This is a genomic window from Ensifer sp. M14 (assembly GCF_003355565.1).
Taxonomy (GTDB): domain Bacteria; phylum Pseudomonadota; class Alphaproteobacteria; order Rhizobiales; family Rhizobiaceae; genus Ensifer.
Genome location: NZ_QJNR01000008.1, coordinates 138,901 through 153,161, shown reverse-complemented (window position 1 = coordinate 153,161; position 14,261 = coordinate 138,901). Strand labels below are relative to the sequence as shown.

The 14,261-nt window shown below is 59.7% G+C and carries 12 protein-coding genes and 2 pseudogenes; 7 read left to right on the top strand and 7 right to left on the bottom strand.

The window, feature by feature from the left end:
- Positions 1 to 3: 3 nt before the first annotated feature.
- Together BLJAPNOD_RS26325 and BLJAPNOD_RS26320 are read right to left on the bottom strand one after the other, a co-directional pair.
- Positions 4 to 642 carry a TlpA disulfide reductase family protein gene (locus BLJAPNOD_RS26325; RefSeq protein ID WP_115422028.1) on the bottom strand — a complete coding sequence of 213 codons (639 nt, stop codon included), beginning with the start codon at positions 640 to 642 and terminating at the stop codon, positions 4 to 6.
- Positions 639 to 1,154: a DsbE family thiol:disulfide interchange protein gene (locus tag BLJAPNOD_RS26320; protein ID WP_244611108.1), complete on the bottom strand. Its 516-nt coding sequence runs from the start codon at positions 1,152 to 1,154 to the stop codon at positions 639 to 641. The genes BLJAPNOD_RS26325 and BLJAPNOD_RS26320 overlap by 4 nt, the downstream gene beginning before the upstream one ends.
- Before the next feature lie 809 nt (positions 1,155 to 1,963).
- On the opposite strand from BLJAPNOD_RS26320, the gene BLJAPNOD_RS26310 reads away from it, so the two are divergent.
- Together BLJAPNOD_RS26310 and BLJAPNOD_RS26305 are read left to right on the top strand one after the other, a co-directional pair.
- On the top strand, positions 1,964 to 4,486 hold the full coding sequence (locus tag BLJAPNOD_RS26310) for a heavy metal translocating P-type ATPase (protein WP_115422025.1): 2,523 nt from the start codon (positions 1,964 to 1,966) through the stop codon (positions 4,484 to 4,486).
- 157 nt (positions 4,487 to 4,643) lie between these two features.
- Positions 4,644 to 5,156: a copper chaperone PCu(A)C gene (locus tag BLJAPNOD_RS26305; RefSeq protein ID WP_173238127.1), complete on the top strand. Its 513-nt coding sequence runs from the start codon at positions 4,644 to 4,646 to the stop codon at positions 5,154 to 5,156.
- A 72-nt stretch (positions 5,157 to 5,228) separates the two neighbouring features.
- On the opposite strand, the gene BLJAPNOD_RS26300 is transcribed toward BLJAPNOD_RS26305, so the two are convergent.
- Together BLJAPNOD_RS26300 and BLJAPNOD_RS26295 are read right to left on the bottom strand one after the other, a co-directional pair.
- Positions 5,229 to 6,434 carry a metal transporter gene (locus BLJAPNOD_RS26300; RefSeq protein WP_115422024.1) on the bottom strand — a complete coding sequence of 402 codons (1,206 nt, stop codon included), beginning with the start codon at positions 6,432 to 6,434 and terminating at the stop codon, positions 5,229 to 5,231.
- Positions 6,431 to 7,558: a multicopper oxidase domain-containing protein gene (locus BLJAPNOD_RS26295; protein WP_115422023.1), complete on the bottom strand. Its 1,128-nt coding sequence runs from the start codon at positions 7,556 to 7,558 to the stop codon at positions 6,431 to 6,433. Before BLJAPNOD_RS26295 ends, BLJAPNOD_RS26300 begins: the two co-directional genes overlap by 4 nt.
- 192 nt (positions 7,559 to 7,750) lie before the next feature.
- On the opposite strand from BLJAPNOD_RS26295, the gene mntR reads away from it, so the two are divergent.
- Positions 7,751 to 8,236 (top strand): manganese-binding transcriptional regulator MntR, encoded by a 486-nt coding sequence (gene mntR / locus BLJAPNOD_RS26290; protein WP_115422022.1) that lies wholly within the window; start codon positions 7,751 to 7,753, stop codon positions 8,234 to 8,236.
- Here the strand turns inward: mntR and BLJAPNOD_RS26285 are convergent.
- Positions 8,227 to 8,643, bottom strand: a complete 417-nt coding sequence (locus BLJAPNOD_RS26285; RefSeq protein WP_115422021.1) for a helix-turn-helix domain-containing protein — start codon at positions 8,641 to 8,643, stop codon at positions 8,227 to 8,229. The genes mntR and BLJAPNOD_RS26285 overlap by 10 nt on opposite strands.
- A 115-nt stretch (positions 8,644 to 8,758) precedes the next feature.
- Here BLJAPNOD_RS26285 and BLJAPNOD_RS26280 point away from each other — a divergent pair, with 115 nt between their 5' ends.
- From BLJAPNOD_RS26280 to BLJAPNOD_RS26270, 3 genes and pseudogenes are all read left to right on the top strand, one after another.
- Positions 8,759 to 9,034, top strand: coding sequence for a hypothetical protein (locus BLJAPNOD_RS26280; protein ID WP_115422020.1), 276 nt, complete (start codon positions 8,759 to 8,761; stop codon positions 9,032 to 9,034).
- Positions 9,035 to 9,337: 303 nt separating this feature from the next.
- Positions 9,338 to 10,381 carry a murein L,D-transpeptidase family protein gene (locus tag BLJAPNOD_RS26275; RefSeq protein WP_115422092.1) on the top strand — a complete coding sequence of 348 codons (1,044 nt, stop codon included), beginning with the start codon at positions 9,338 to 9,340 and terminating at the stop codon, positions 10,379 to 10,381.
- 279 nt (positions 10,382 to 10,660) lie between these two features.
- Positions 10,661 to 10,930, top strand: a pseudogene (locus tag BLJAPNOD_RS26270) (helix-turn-helix domain-containing protein); the annotation flags it as partial.
- An 858-nt stretch (positions 10,931 to 11,788) separates the two neighbouring features.
- Here BLJAPNOD_RS26270 and BLJAPNOD_RS26265 read toward each other — a convergent pair.
- Positions 11,789 to 12,436, bottom strand: a complete 648-nt coding sequence (locus BLJAPNOD_RS26265) for a hypothetical protein (protein WP_115422019.1) — start codon at positions 12,434 to 12,436, stop codon at positions 11,789 to 11,791.
- Positions 12,437 to 12,854: 418 nt separating this feature from the next.
- Between BLJAPNOD_RS26265 and BLJAPNOD_RS36150 the strand changes: the two are divergent.
- Positions 12,855 to 13,410, top strand: a pseudogene (locus BLJAPNOD_RS36150) (L,D-transpeptidase).
- A 121-nt stretch (positions 13,411 to 13,531) separates the two neighbouring features.
- Here BLJAPNOD_RS36150 and BLJAPNOD_RS26255 read toward each other — a convergent pair.
- Positions 13,532 to 14,056 carry a hypothetical protein gene (locus BLJAPNOD_RS26255; protein ID WP_115422018.1) on the bottom strand — a complete coding sequence of 175 codons (525 nt, stop codon included), beginning with the start codon at positions 14,054 to 14,056 and terminating at the stop codon, positions 13,532 to 13,534.
- Positions 14,057 to 14,261: the final 205 nt, after the last annotated feature.

Sequence of the window (14,261 nt, the reverse complement as noted above, 5' to 3'; positions counted from 1 at the left end):
GTTTCAATTCGCCTCGCGAGGCGTCTTGCCGAGTTGCCGTTGGATGATGTTGATCAATGCCGGACCGTCCCATTCCGCCGGACCGACGAGGCGTCCTGCTTCCAGGCCGGCAGGATTGATCAGCAGGGTCGTTGGAATGCCGACGGTGCCAAGCCGGGCGGCAGTCCTGCCGGATGCATCGACGTAGATACCGAGCGCCTTCAATCCAAGTTCGCCGTAGAAGGCCTTGACGGGGGCAAGACCGCCGCGGTCGATCGAGACCGCGACAACTTCGAAGTCGGGACTGCCGAGCTTTGCTTGAAGCCTGTCGAGCGCGGGCATTTCCTTGCGACACGGTACACACCATGTCGCCCAGACGTTGAGCAGGATCGCCCTGCCGCGGAAGTCGACGAGCGACAGCTCGCGCCCCTCGTCGTCGACAAAAGAAAGCTCCGGCACGGGTTGCGGTGTCTCATGAAGCACAAGTGAGCGGTCAGTCTTGGCTCCCGTGGATGCTGGCGCAAACGGGTTCGAAACCACAGCGTCGTCCTGCCGAGTGCCGGCAAAATACTGATATGCGCCTGCTATGGCGAGGCCGATCGCACTCAGCGAAATTACGACGATGACCGTTGTCAGGCGCGTTCCAGCCACCTCCGTCCTCATTTCCGCAACTCCGCGATAATCGGGGCCAGTTTCTCCCGGTAGACCTCGGGCGTGACGGCGCCGACATGTTTGAACGCAATTCGGCCATCGGCATCGATCACGAAGGTTTCCGGAACGCCATAGATGCCCCAGTCGATCGAGACCCTGCCGTTGAGATCCACTCCGGTCCGCGTGTAGGGGTCGCCCATGGTGTTGAGCCATTTTTCCGCATCCTGCGGCCGGTCCTTGTAGTTAAGGCCGTGGATAGGAACAGCGTTGGTTCGCCGCAGTTCCATGAATACGGGATGCTCCTCGCGGCACGCGGTGCACCAGGACGCAAAAACATTGACCAGCGAAACCTCGCCCTTGAGGTCGCCGCTAGACAAGCCAAGCGTACGCCCTTGAACTGCCGGCAGGCTGAACTCCGGCACCGGCTTGCCGATCAGGGCCGAGGGAATGACTTGGGCGTTGTGGCTCAATCCCCAACCGAGCGCGACCGCCAATGCCGAAAAAACACCGAGCGGCAGCAGCATCAGCAGCCGACGACGCCCTTTTGACCGGTCATCGGGCGCGTATGCCCTGTCTCCGGCATGGGGTGCTGGAGCACTCGCATCAATGCGAGCCGTATGTGAATTGGTGAACATCCCATCCTCGTTGGCTGGGTGTTTTGTCACGTGCAGGCATCAGGCTATGTGAATGCCGTCCATGCATCCGACACGCCAAGGCGTGCAGGACCATCCGGAGACAGGACAGGGAACTACCGCGCGACGCGGAAAGAGCCGTCCTAAGCGAGGATGTCAGACCTGGGAGGGAAGGGGTCGGGTGCCCCTTGAAAGCCGCTGATGTGGTCAGCGTCGTACGAGTACGACAGGGGAACGCTCTGCGCGATGAAATTGATTGAAGCCGGGATCGAGCCCAGCCCGCAGGCCCCAAAAACGGAGCACATGGTTCCTGCCATAGCCATGTCTTTGTCGCCACAATGGTCGCAGCCGTGAGGAACTCCATCATCCATCGGGGCCCCGACGACAGCGGGCTGAACCATGGCATCGGCCTGTATCGGAACCATAGTTCCGCTGGCCCCGAGAACGAGGAGCAACAGCGCAGCTATGAGGCAACGAACGCTTTTCATCACAGACTAATATAGAGACCTCGCACCCAGATGCCAATCACCTCATCGAGAGATAAGTTTAACGCGGTTACGACCGAGCATCGAAGCGACGGGCCACGCTCCTCAAATCCGCTAACCTGTGCCTGACGAATTTCACTCGTTCGGCGATTTTCACTTGCACCTCTAGTAGCTAGAGGTCGTAAACAGGCTCACGAACAGCATGAGGATTGATCGATGAGCGGACCGCTGCAGACGAGATTCAGAGTTGAGGGTATGGACTGTGCTTCATGTGCGAGCAAGATCGACACCGCTGTCAGGCGCATGCCTGGAGTCTCTGATGTCTCGGTATCTGTTACGGCTGGCACGATGACGGTAAGCCATGACGGCAGCGGCGACCTTGATGCAATCGGCCCAAAGCTGTCACGGCTCGGTTACAAGGCGAAAGCTATCGAAGCAAAGCCCAGCGTGATAGGCGAGCCGAAGCCGGGCCACGTGCACGGACCCGGCTGCTCGCATTCACACGACGACCACGATCACACGCATGCGGCCGTCTCCCAACCAAGCAGCAGTCAGACCCGTTTTCGTGTCGGCGGAATGGATTGCGCCTCCTGCGCCAGCAAAATCGATACCGCCGTCCGCCGACTTCCGGATATCGAAGAGGTGAGCGTGTCGGTGACCTCCGGCACGATGACTATCACTCACGCGCCCAGCGCAGACCTCGATGCTCTGCAAAAGAAGGTATCGGGCCTCGGTTACTCGATCGCGCCGATTGTCAGGACCGCAAGGCCCTCGGCTGCCCCAACCCCGGCAACCGGTGAACACACGGGCCACGTACATGGGGCAACTTCCGGAGCGGAGATCGAGGGCCTGCACGGACACGACCATGGGCCAAGCGAAGGCGCCTGGTGGCGAAGCAAAAAGGGCCACCTGACGATCCTGGCCGGAGGCTCGCTTGTCGTGGCATATGGCATCGGCCATCTTTTCCCGGCGATCGAGACCTACGCGTTCATGGTCGCCATGTTGGTCGGACTCGTTCCGATCGCCCGCCGCGCCATCATGGCCGCACTCGCCGGGACACCGTTCTCGATCGAAATGCTCATGACCATCGCGGCGGTCGGGGCGCTTTTAATCAACGCCACCGAGGAAGCCGCCGCGGTTGTCTTCCTGTTCCTCGTCGGCGAACTGCTCGAAGGTGTCGCCGCGGGCAAGGCGCGCGACAGCATCAAATCGCTGACCGCGCTGGTGCCCAAGACCGCATTGTTGGAAGATGGGGGAAAGACCCGCGAGGTTCCGGCTGAAACACTCACCGTCGGATCGATCATCCTCGTCCGACCCGGAGACAGGATCTCCGCCGACGGCGTGATCGTCGCTGGCGAAAGTTCGGTAGACGAGGCTCCCGTGACGGGCGAGAGCGTTCCGGTCCGCAAGGGCGTTGATGACAGAGTCTTCGCGGGCACCGTGAACGGCGATGCAGCGATGCGAATCCGGGTGACGGCCGCGGCCGAGGACAATACCATCGCCCGCGTCGTACGCCTCGTCGAGGAAGCGCAGGAATCGAAGGCTCCGACGGAGAGGTTCATCGACCGCTTCTCGCGCTACTACACGCCAGGCGTCGTCGTAGTTGCCGCACTCGTCGCCATCATACCGCCGCTCTTTGCCGGCGGCGTCTGGAGCGAATGGGTGTACAAGGGCCTTGCAGTGCTCCTGATCGGCTGCCCATGCGCGCTCGTCATTTCGACCCCGGCGGCCATTGCCGCGTCGCTGTCTTCCGGAGCGCGCCGTGGCCTTCTCATGAAGGGCGGTGCCGTTCTCGAGGGGCTGGGCAAACTGACCGCCATCGCCTTTGACAAGACGGGCACGCTCACGGAGGGCAAGCCCAAGGTGACGGATGTCGTTCCGTTCGGCCGCAACGTGGAAGATGTACTGCGCTACGCTGCGGCGCTCGAGACCGGATCCAGCCATCCGCTCGCACTCGCCATCCTCGACAAGGCAAACGAAGACGGGATCGATACTCCGGCCGCCACCGAGGCGAAGGCGCTTGGCGGCAAGGGCGTGACAGCGGTCGTGGACGGCGTCGAAGTTTTCTTCGGCTCTCCGAAGGCTGCCGCCGAACGCGTGACGGTGCCGATGGCCCACTCCAGGAAGATCACATCGCTCAACGATGAGGGAAAGACGGTGTCGGTGCTGATCATAGGCGACGTCCTGGCAGGGGCCATCGCGATGCGCGACGAGCCGCGGCCCGATGCTGTCGCGGGGCTGAAGGCCCTGACCGATGCGGGCATCAAGACGGTGATGCTGACGGGCGACAACGAGAGGACTGCGACGGCCATCGGCGCGCAGCTCGGTATCGAGGTCCGTGCCGAACTCATGCCCGAAGATAAGCAGCGGATCGTCGGCGAATTGAAGAAGGACGGCTACGTCGTCGGCAAGATCGGCGACGGCATCAACGACGCTCCGGCACTTGCGGCTGCCGATGTCGGGATCGCGATGGGTGGGGGTACCGACGTTGCTCTCGAGACGGCTGACGCGGCGGTGCTGCATGGTCGGGTAGGGGATGTCGGCCTCATGGTCGATCTCTCGAAGCGGACGATGCGGAACATTTTCCAGAACATCACGATAGCACTTGGGCTGAAGGCCGTGTTCCTGGTGACCACCATCATCGGCATCACTGGGCTATGGCCTGCCATCCTCGCCGACACAGGAGCAACCGTTCTGGTCACGATGAACGCGTTGCGGCTGCTGCGCCCGATCAGGTGAGGCGTCCGTGCTGAGACGTTGGTTTCCTCCTCCTCCTCGTCGCCGCTTCCGCGGTGTCCAGCGTAGTCGGCGTCGTTTCGGTGTGGATTCCGATGCAGTTGTTCGGATATGGAGACCTCTAATGGAATTCGACTGGTCCGCGTGTGGAGAATACAGAATGAAGTCCAGGATCGTGGAAACAGCCCGGATGGCGGCTCTCATGCTTGCGCTCGCGGTCCCCGGCATTTCTGCCGCGCACGATTTCAAGGCCGGAAGCCTGGAGCTGAAGCATCCATGGTCGGCCAAGGCACCTCCGGTGGCTCCGGTACTTGGCGGATATCTGACCATCGTGAACACAGGCGCGGAGTCGGATCGCCTGCTGGGCGGGAGCACACCGGTCGCCGAGCGCCTGGAGATCCACGATTCCTCGATCGTCGACGGGATCGCGAGGATGCGGCCTGCGAAGGACGGGATCGAGATAGCCCCGGGTGCGACCGTCAGCCTCCAGCCGGGCGGTGCGCATATCATGCTCGTAAATCCCAAGCAGCGGCCCGCCGAGCGTGAGAAGTTCAAGGCTACCCTGCAGTTCGAGAAGGCGGGCTCTGTCGAGGTCGAATTCGTGGTCCAGGGCAAAGGCAAAGCCACTGCGACGCCGCCCGCCGAGGATCACAATGCCCATGGCAAACCCTGACGCCGCATCGGCGCATCCGATAAGCCGCCCTCTGCGGCGGCTTTCTCACAGGTACATTTGAAGGCGATGGCGTCAGATCTTGACGAGCATCGCGGTCGCGTACATGAACGCCAGCCCGGCCGCGATGCCGCTCAAAGCTGCAGGTGTCAGAACCTGCGTGTAACTGGCACGGTCGCTGTCGCTCCTGGCAAGCAGGCCCGTGACTTCCAGTATGACCTGCGCGATGGCACCAGCGCCGATCGCCAGAGCGATAGCGGTCCAGTGCGGAGCGACGGCCAGGCTGCCGAGCCAGATTCCAAGAACCGCGGGGCCGCCGGCGAGCAATGCCAGGCCGACGAAATGGACTAGCTTCGGACGGATCTTCAGAATTGGGGCGGCAATCCCGATCCCCTCGGTGATGTTGTGAAGCGTGAAGCCGAGCACCAGGAACGTGCCTAGCCCTGCAGCGCCTGCCGCGAACGCCGCGCCGATAGCAAGGCCCTCGCCAAAATTGTGCAGTCCTATGCCGAGAGCAATATAGGTCGCGAGCGCAAGGCCGGTCGGCGAACCTTGTCGGCGGCCGATGGCGACGAGTGTCAGGAAACTGGCCGCTGCTGTCAGGATCACCATGACGCTGCCTTGGAAGATCGCCGCCGACTCGGATGCGAATTCGAGGGCCTCCTGGATGGTGTCGACGAACAGAAAGGCGAGCAGACCGACGGTCATCGCCAGCAGGAATGTCATGGTGTTGCGGCCCGCGCCGCGCAGCGCCGGATAGCACATCAGTCCGATTGCCACTGGCAAGATACCGACAAAGGCTCCGAGGACTGCTTGTGAAACGAGTGCGTTTCCGCTGGCCTTGGGCGTCGAGACGGCCACGGGAATTTCATGTTCGAAAGTCGCACCGGTGTTGGTGACGAATGTGACATTGTGGGCCTCACCGAGAACCCACGGGAATGGGATCGCAACCCAGGCGGCGTCGCCGCGCGGGATCGTTCCGGCGGGCTCCTGAGTGAACTGCCAGTAGGCGGCGTCGACCTGCACCTGCGCGATCGTCATCGGTTCCGATCCGCCGCCGCGCACCTGAAGGCGCAGACCGTTCTCGTCGAGCACGGTTCGTTCTACCGTCAGGTTCTCGACAGGCGGAGCACCGTTGTTGAAACCTCGCAGGGGGTCGCTCTGAAGCAGCCACAGTACTGCTGCGATCAGCACGATTAGCGGTAGTGCAAGCCACAAAAGGTGCCGTTGGGTCGGCGCGTTGGTGGAGACCGATCGGAAGTTGCGAGGATTTTCGTTCATGACAGCGTCTCCCCAACATCGAACATGCCCATCCAACCAAGTTCGGTGAATTCGGATTGGTGGGCGTGAAACATATAAAGCCCGGCTTCGTGTTCCTTGTAGGTGAACTCGATGATGCCGCGCTGGGCCTGGCATTGCGTGATGAGGTCGACCACCCTCAGAGTCGGCGTGAGCGTCGTTCCCTGGTCGAAATAGTCGAAGAAGTTGCCATGGAGATGGAACGAGTTGATCGGATCGAACTCGGTGACGTTCACCAGGTAGATCCGGACCGGCCGGCCTTTTTCGATCCTGATCGGTTCCTTGGCGTAGCAATGGGCGATGGTGTTGCAGGCATAGAACTCATTCTCGCCATCGAAATTGGTGTCGAACGCATTCATGATCATCGCCAGTTCTTGCCATTCGGCGTTTTCTGGCGAGCCGAAGAGTCGGGACTTCGCTACCTCAGCATTGTCAGGGTGACGCGTCGGGTCCGGATCGATGACGAAGAGGCCGTACATCCCCTTGTGGATGTGTCGCGCCAACGGCAAGGCATGACAGTGGTAGAGGTGGCAGCCGAACGGCCTAGCATCGAACTCATAGACGAATTCTTCCCCGGGTCCAATCAATCCCGCGCCGGCTACCCCGTCCATGCGTGCCGAATGGATGCCGTGGAAGTGCATGGAATGCGGATGTGATCCGTAGTTCCTGAAGACGATCTTCAACCGCTCGCCCTCGGTTGCGCGGAGCGCTGGGCCCGGCACCCTGCCATTGTAGGTCCAGGCAGGGAACATTACGCCGGGTGCGATCTCGATCTCCTTGTCCTCCGCGGTGATCTCAAAGGTCCGGAGCTTTCTTCCGTCTGGTAGATCGGTGACAGTTCCGGTGTACCAATCCGTCAGCATTTTCGTGGGGTGGAATCCATTTCGCTCGTTATCCACCGTCCCGACGGTGATCATCGCCCCGTGCCCGGACTGATGGGACGGTACCGCGGCAGGGTCCTGCGCCCCGGCTACCGTCGCTTGGTTGGTATGGCCTTCCTGCGCCATCGTCTTGGTCGCGCAGATCGATGTCGCACCGATCGTCGCGGCACCGCCGCCCAACAGCAAACTCCGTCTGCTCAATGCCGCATTTGCCCATTTCAGCATATTGGCTCCATTATCCATTAGCAATTTAGATGAAATAGAGCACGGTAGGTGGATTATAGCAAGTGCTATAATTTTATGGAGGAGCTAAGCGCCAATTGTTCTGATATGCAATAAATGTTCGGTTTCGGATTGAAAAATAGCCTTGGCTATACTATCTCATAGTGATAACGCTGCCCTACAAGGAGCATTGGATTGTCGAAGCATGAGAAAATCGGGCACGAGCACGAATCGAGCCTGATCAATGCCGACGCGCAGGTCGAAAGCTTCCGCCAGACCCGGAATAATCGCCGTACCGAACTCGTCGAGGACTATGTCGAACTTATCGCCGACCTTATCGAGGACGGCGGAGAGGCGCGTCAGGTCGATATCGCCCAGCGTCTGGGGGTAGCCCAGCCAACCGTCGCCAAGATGCTGAAGAGGCTCATTTCCGAGGGTTACATCCAGCAGCGCCGCTACCGTGGCATCTTTCTCACGCAGGACGGCCAGAAGCTCGCGGAACTCTGCCGCGAGCGGCACCATATCGTTGAATCGTTCCTGTGCTCCATCGGGGTGTCGCCCGAAACGGCGCGTATTGACGCCGAAGGAATGGAGCATCACGCCAGCGCGGAGACGATCGAGGCGTTCAAGAACTTTCTGGCCCCCTCGACGTCACCGCACAGCGACACCGATCAGGCATGATCAGTCTCGCAGAGGTCGTGGTTTGCAAGCGCCTGAATGACATAGCAGTCGCGAACCTGGCTGCCGTGGCACAGCGTGGTGATGCGCTCCAGTTCCGTTTCCAGCTTCTTTAGCCGAGCGATCTTGCCGCGGATCGCCTGTAGCTGTTCGGCGGCGATGCGGTCGGCCTCGGCACACGGCTTCTCCGGATGGTGGCTGAGATCAATGAGTTGCCGGATGGCCTCGATGGTCAGACCTAGTTCCCGTGCGTGCTTGATGAAGGACAGGCGCTCGCGCTCCGTCTTCGAGTAGCGGCGCTGGTTGCCTTCGGAGCGTTCTGCATGGGACAGCAGACCCATCTGCTCGTAATACCTGATGGTTGGCACCTTCACGCCGGTCGTCTTCGACAGGCACCCGATCGTAAGCATCTCAGTCCTCGCATTAATTCTGATTGCGGCGTCACATCTAGGCATTCAACTTGGACCATGGGAAGACCTCACTCGGCCGAGAGACCTGATGTGATGATTTCGCCAGGAAATCAAGGTGGCATTCGTGATGTCGAAGCGTCGGCGTTCTGCCTGTTCCGCCAGCCCCGGAACACACGAAGGACTCGATCCCGATCGCGGCTCCAAGGATGATCGGCGTCGTCAAGCTGAACATAGCTTCGAGGCGGTTGTGTCCGCCGAGCTTGCAACGAGGGTGAACCCAAGTTTCACCATGACGACGCCCGCCAGAAAGAAGGCGGCGATCCAAACGGTCGCTCTCGCAAGTCCTGCGATACTGATCTTCATCAGATGGAACTACGGCCTGCCTCGATGAAAAGGAAATCAAGACTTGTTGTGTGCCGCATCTTTGATGCGCGCGGGGCAGACTCTTTTCGCGGCCGACCTCTTGCACCTCAAGTTGCTTGAGGTTTTATGATCCGGCCGCTTGTGATCGCATGAAGAGAATCACGTCAAGCGGCTTTCTCAGTCGGTCGGATACAAGACGGAGCCTAAACTGCTTCCAGCCAATCGTGCGGGATACATGCGGTAGCCGCAAGTGATTGAATTGAAGAGTGGCAGAATGAACTGGTTTTTCGATTTTTCCCGGGGTTCGACGCGCGGCGGCGTGCCGGGACTCATGCATCGTGTGGCAGCCGCTGCCGTCATGGGGTTGCTCTTGTCCGGTTGCGTAGCCGACATGGCGCTCGACGACCTATCCCAAGCTCCGCCGCAGATATCGGGCAAGCTGCTGGCGGAGATGTCCAAGAAGCGCATGAAATCGGAAAGCCCGGTGCTCGTCAGGATCTTCAAGCAGGAGAGCGAACTCGAGATCTGGAAAATGGACAGATCGGGTCGCTACGCACTGTTGAAGACCTATCCAATGTGCAGGTGGTCCGGGAAGCTCGGTCCCAAGAGGAAGGACGGCGACCGCCAGGCTCCCGAAGGCTTCTATCACGTGTCGGCCGGGATGCTGAATCCTCAGTCTCAGTACTACGTCTCCTTCAATCTCGGCTATCCTAACAAGCTGGAATCTGCATTGGGGTACACAGGCGAAGCGCTCATGGTCCATGGAGCCTGCTCCTCGTCGGGCTGCTATGCGCTCACGGACCAGGGAGTGGGCGAGATCTATGCCATTGTCTCCAAGGCGCTGGCGTCCGGGCAGGACCGCTTCCAGGTCCAGGCCTATCCCTATCGCATGACGCCGGAGAACATGGCGCTTCATAAGGGCGATGAAAACCTGCCATTCTGGCGGACGCTCAAGGAAGGCTATGACGCATTCGAGCTGACGAGACAGCAGCCGAAGGTTTCTGTCTGCGGCGGCCGCTATGTCTTCAATACCCAGTTCAAGGACGGCGAGCCTCGCGATCCGCTCGCGGTTTGCCCCTCCGCTACGGCGCCATCGGATCCACAACTCATGGCGAAGATAGCCGTCGAGAAGCAGAAGGTCGACGTGGCATTGGCCGACAGCAAGGTTGTTCCCGTCAACGCCTACCTGGACGGCGGTATGCATCCAAGCTTCCGGTCACTTCTGAAGAAGAACGGTGCCGACAAGCTGGCGGCCAGCATCTCAAGCATCCGGTATCCGGTTAGCAGACCCGACGCGGCGCTCGCGGATCCGTTCCAGGGTGTCTCCAAGCGTCCGAGTGCGGGCTTGATGTTCGACCTGCCTTCCGGAGATTGAGGCCACATGGGTTTGGACAACGAACAGTGTCAACGAAGGATCCTGCAAAGCAACAGGATTCTCCTTGTAGCACTTGTAATCTTCATCGTTGCGGTATTCGCATACAGTTTCCTTCACATCCAGCAGGAAGCTCCGCTCGATTCTGCGCCCGCTGCGGCTCAGACACGTCCGTGACTGCAGCCGACATGAACGCTGGAGTGAAACGCAAGGAAACTGCCGCATAGATGTTCTCGTCATCGGAGGGGTCAGGCGAGCCTTGCTGCTCAACATGGGCTGACGATGGCGGGCATAGGCAATCTGCAGCGGATCAAGGTTTTGTCGAAGGTTGTCGCTGGTCGGATGACGATGGTAACGGCTGCGCATGTTTTGGATCTGAGCACGCGCCAGGTCCGTCGTCTTTTGGCGCGGATGACAACTGGCGGTGCGGCATCGATCCGACACAAGGCAATCGGCCGACCGTCGAATAACCGGATCGGCGACGGGGTTCGGGATTATTCTGTGGCGATGGTGCGAGAACGGTATGCCGACTTCGGTCCGACGCTGGCCTCGGTCTCGCCAGGCAGGAACCGTCGGGCGGCTGTGCTGTGTTCGCTGGCAGACGGCACTGTCCCGGATACCGGAACGCTTGTGGATGTCGTAGCATGTTTCCGAGCCGCCATGGTCGCAAGCGATCGTGTGCTATACTCGCCAAAGGTGCCGAGATGTCTGGAACAGTTATCAAAGCCAGAAGCAGCGCTGCTATCCAAAACAAATTGTTGTGCGTGAGCATCGAGATCAGACCAAGAACGGCCACGAGTTCTAGCTGGACCTTTTCCCCCCTGCCCGCGATGTGGTCAGGCAGGTGATGCAGACGGAGAAAGAGGACGCCCATCAGCATCACAATCACGGGGAAGGCGATCGTGACACCGACGAACAAGTAGTCCGTTCCGCCGGGAGCGGTTACGAAGAACGGAAGCTCCTCCGCATTGGGAGGGGTCATTAGGATTGCCCTTCGGCCGTCTCTGGTGACGGCGAGACCTTATCACGGTGGGTGGAAGGCGTAATCTGCCCCCGCAATCGGCGTCGATTGATCAAGGTCAAGGCGATGCATGCAGGCATTGCGCATTGTGCTCGAAGAAAGCACGGGGTGTCGAGCGAGACCGCCCCCATGAAATGCGGACCACATATCGGCGGAGGCGAACATGTCGTTTCCCCGCAGGTGAAAGCCGATCTCCACGCAGAGATAGAAACAGGAGCAGAAAGCGTGCTGCAAACGCATCTGCAGCCTGCGCTACGCGCTGTTCCCGGCTCCGATCTTCGGCGAAGTCACCCTGAATTCCGGCAGTCGGAGTCATTTGTAGGAGAGGCGCCGAGCACAGCGCACCCCCGTCGGCTGAAAACGCATAGACACAGTGGTCTTCTCAAAATCTAACCTGGAGGCCCGGTGTAGCCGACCGCATTCGGCCCCCCGTTCATCTCTCGTAGCTTGACGACGTACTGCTGCGGGCGGAGCCAGATGCCAGGCGTCTTATACCCCATGGAACGTGCGATTTTCCCCACGAAGGCATTGCAGTTACTGACTGTCGCCTGCCAGAAACGGGAAGTGGCCTGCAGCTTGCGTATGTACGCAACAACTTGCCTGTATTCAGGTTCGTTCAGCGTAACGTGCCAGCTAGCCGATCTGTACCTGTCATCCAGGTCTCCGTCGCTCTCCCCGGTCTCGGCTGGCACCGGGATATAATGGCCCAGGATGTAGGGTATAACGCTATTCGAAGCCGGGTGCAGACCGGCCACTTCGCGATCAATTATATTGCCTGTCTTGCCCATACGCCCAAAAATCACGAAGGTGTGGCCGTAGCTGAGGGCATAGCGGGAACGGAACTCAATGAAAAATCGCCCTACCTTTTGTTGATGTCGCGCTGCTGTGACCACATTCCGTGGTGTCGTCGCTGTCGGAACGGCTGCACCGTCGCCGGACGCAGAACCCGACCTTGTTTCCCCTCGCGTCGGATAAGCCGCTGCTGCGAGTGCGAGCAAGGTAACAAATAATAGGCGACCGCTCATGAGCGACTCCATTCACGAACTCCGAAAAACACACACGAAGCTGGATGGTTGGACGGCCACGCCGCATGCCTTCGGTCCGATCCGGTCCGGATCAAGCATTGAGGAGCCGATGCAAAGCCTCCTCAGTTGCGAATTCTGGTTGTAGATTTACCACAAACAGAGCTGGCCGCATAGGGACCTAATATCCACTATCAGGTCTGCGGGCATGGAGGAGCCTACTTTTGAAAGCTATGGGCAAGACAAGATCAACAACCTGGGATCGATGACCGTTTTTTGGTTGAAACGTGGTCTCGTTGGTGCGTTGCCGACATGATTTGGCGCGAGGACGCTTCTTGCCCTGTAGTAAGACTTGGCCGTTAAGTGCCGGAGTGCTAAATAGAGTTCAGTATTTCTCGTCTGTACGTAAGCAGAGCAGAAATGAAGCGATGAAATCATTACCCGCCGGGCGCTCGTGCTGGGTAGTTTGCACTGATGACTTCCGGATGCACGCCTGCAATACCGCAGGCGTGGGGGCCGATTTCCTATCCCTTCGCAGCTCCTCCAAGAGTAGACCCGCGTTACATGCGTCAGCAGGTGCCATACAATGGAAGTGAGCCGCCGGGGCCCCCTATGCTGTGTAGGAAAACGGTTGGGCAACCCGCTATGGCGTAGCGGTCGGCGAGTAGGGACTGACTCTCAAGGGTAGAGCGACCATCCAGCGAAAAGAAGTGTGGCCTTCGTGGAGGCCCAGCGAGAGTATGATGAAACACAAGCCGGGCCTTTTGCAATATGCAAGTGGCGTCCCGTTGGGCCACACAACCCTCTTGGTGCCCGTGCGCTCTATCTCTACCGCGGCGCACGCGACATCCTGTTCCGGCTGCACGGCACAAACGAGCCATGGCTAATCGGCCAAGCCGTATCGAACGGGTGCATCCGTCCTAACGAATGAGAATGTCATTGAACTCTACGACCGCACTCCTTTGGGAACGACGGTCTTGGTTATCTGACGATCCGGCCGGCGTCCGATGCTTCGTCTGTGCCATGCCCGGGTGGCGCTCCTGGGCATCGCTCTGGCGTGCAAATTGGACACTTATCATGCCTACATCATGCCGTTGACGAAGGCGGCACTTACCTGCGGCCGCCTTGCCGCTCCTGGTGTTTGCGCCATCCGTATCTGGTCATTCCGTGCGGTTTGTACACCGATAGCATTGTCGTTACGAGCAGTACGACGAGACCACCGGCAGCGTGGATAACGAGTGAGCGCCTCAGGCCGAGAAGGTCTGTATTCAACAAGGTTGTCTCGGCCGACGCCGTTGCCATATAGGATATTCCCTCCATCTGCAGCAGCAAGACGATCAGAGTAAATAGGGTCAGCAGGAGTTTCACCAAGACCCAATAATGTCTGAACAGCCCCCATGTGGTACCCACTGACTGAACGAGCCCAGTCAGCAACGAGACGAAAACCAAAGGCACTACGACGAACCGCGCGATCACTTCCATCGCAACATAAAGGCTCCGCATCACCAGGGCATCCTGACTGGTCAGCCCGACGACGGCGAGCGCAAGAAAGCCCGCGACCGCGCCGAGCGATCCGACCGAGGAAACGATATGCGTGATGAGAGCAATCTTGCGGAAGCCAGGTGTCATGATCATCAGTGATCACCTGCGGATGGTCTCTGGCCGTCCGCAGGGGGAGAGAGGTGGCGGCCTGGTCCGTGGGGACCACCAACGCCGGAGACCATCAAAACGACAGCCAGCAAGATTACTACGCCGACAATGATCCCGGATACTTTTACCCAACGTGGCATACCGGGGTAGATGGGCGGAGGAGCCATCTTCGTTTGTGTCCTGTGGGCTC

Excerpts from the sequence above, each read along its gene's own strand:
- BLJAPNOD_RS26325 (WP_115422028.1), bottom strand. The coding sequence starts at position 642 with ATGAGGACGGAGGTGGCTGGAACGCGCCTGACAACGGTCATCGTCGTA.
- BLJAPNOD_RS26320 (WP_244611108.1), bottom strand. The coding sequence starts at position 1,154 with ATGCTGCTGCCGCTCGGTGTTTTTTCGGCATTGGCGGTCGCGCTCGGT.
- BLJAPNOD_RS26310 (WP_115422025.1), top strand. The coding sequence starts at position 1,964 with ATGAGCGGACCGCTGCAGACGAGATTCAGAGTTGAGGGTATGGACTGT.
- BLJAPNOD_RS26305 (WP_173238127.1), top strand. The coding sequence starts at position 4,644 with ATGAAGTCCAGGATCGTGGAAACAGCCCGGATGGCGGCTCTCATGCTT.
- BLJAPNOD_RS26300 (WP_115422024.1), bottom strand. The coding sequence starts at position 6,434 with ATGAACGAAAATCCTCGCAACTTCCGATCGGTCTCCACCAACGCGCCG.
- BLJAPNOD_RS26295 (WP_115422023.1), bottom strand. The coding sequence starts at position 7,558 with ATGCTGAAATGGGCAAATGCGGCATTGAGCAGACGGAGTTTGCTGTTG.
- BLJAPNOD_RS26285 (WP_115422021.1), bottom strand. The coding sequence starts at position 8,643 with ATGCTTACGATCGGGTGCCTGTCGAAGACGACCGGCGTGAAGGTGCCA.
- BLJAPNOD_RS26275 (WP_115422092.1), top strand. The coding sequence starts at position 9,338 with ATGCATCGTGTGGCAGCCGCTGCCGTCATGGGGTTGCTCTTGTCCGGT.
- BLJAPNOD_RS26265 (WP_115422019.1), bottom strand. The coding sequence starts at position 12,436 with ATGGAGTCGCTCATGAGCGGTCGCCTATTATTTGTTACCTTGCTCGCA.
- BLJAPNOD_RS26255 (WP_115422018.1), bottom strand. The coding sequence starts at position 14,056 with ATGATCATGACACCTGGCTTCCGCAAGATTGCTCTCATCACGCATATC.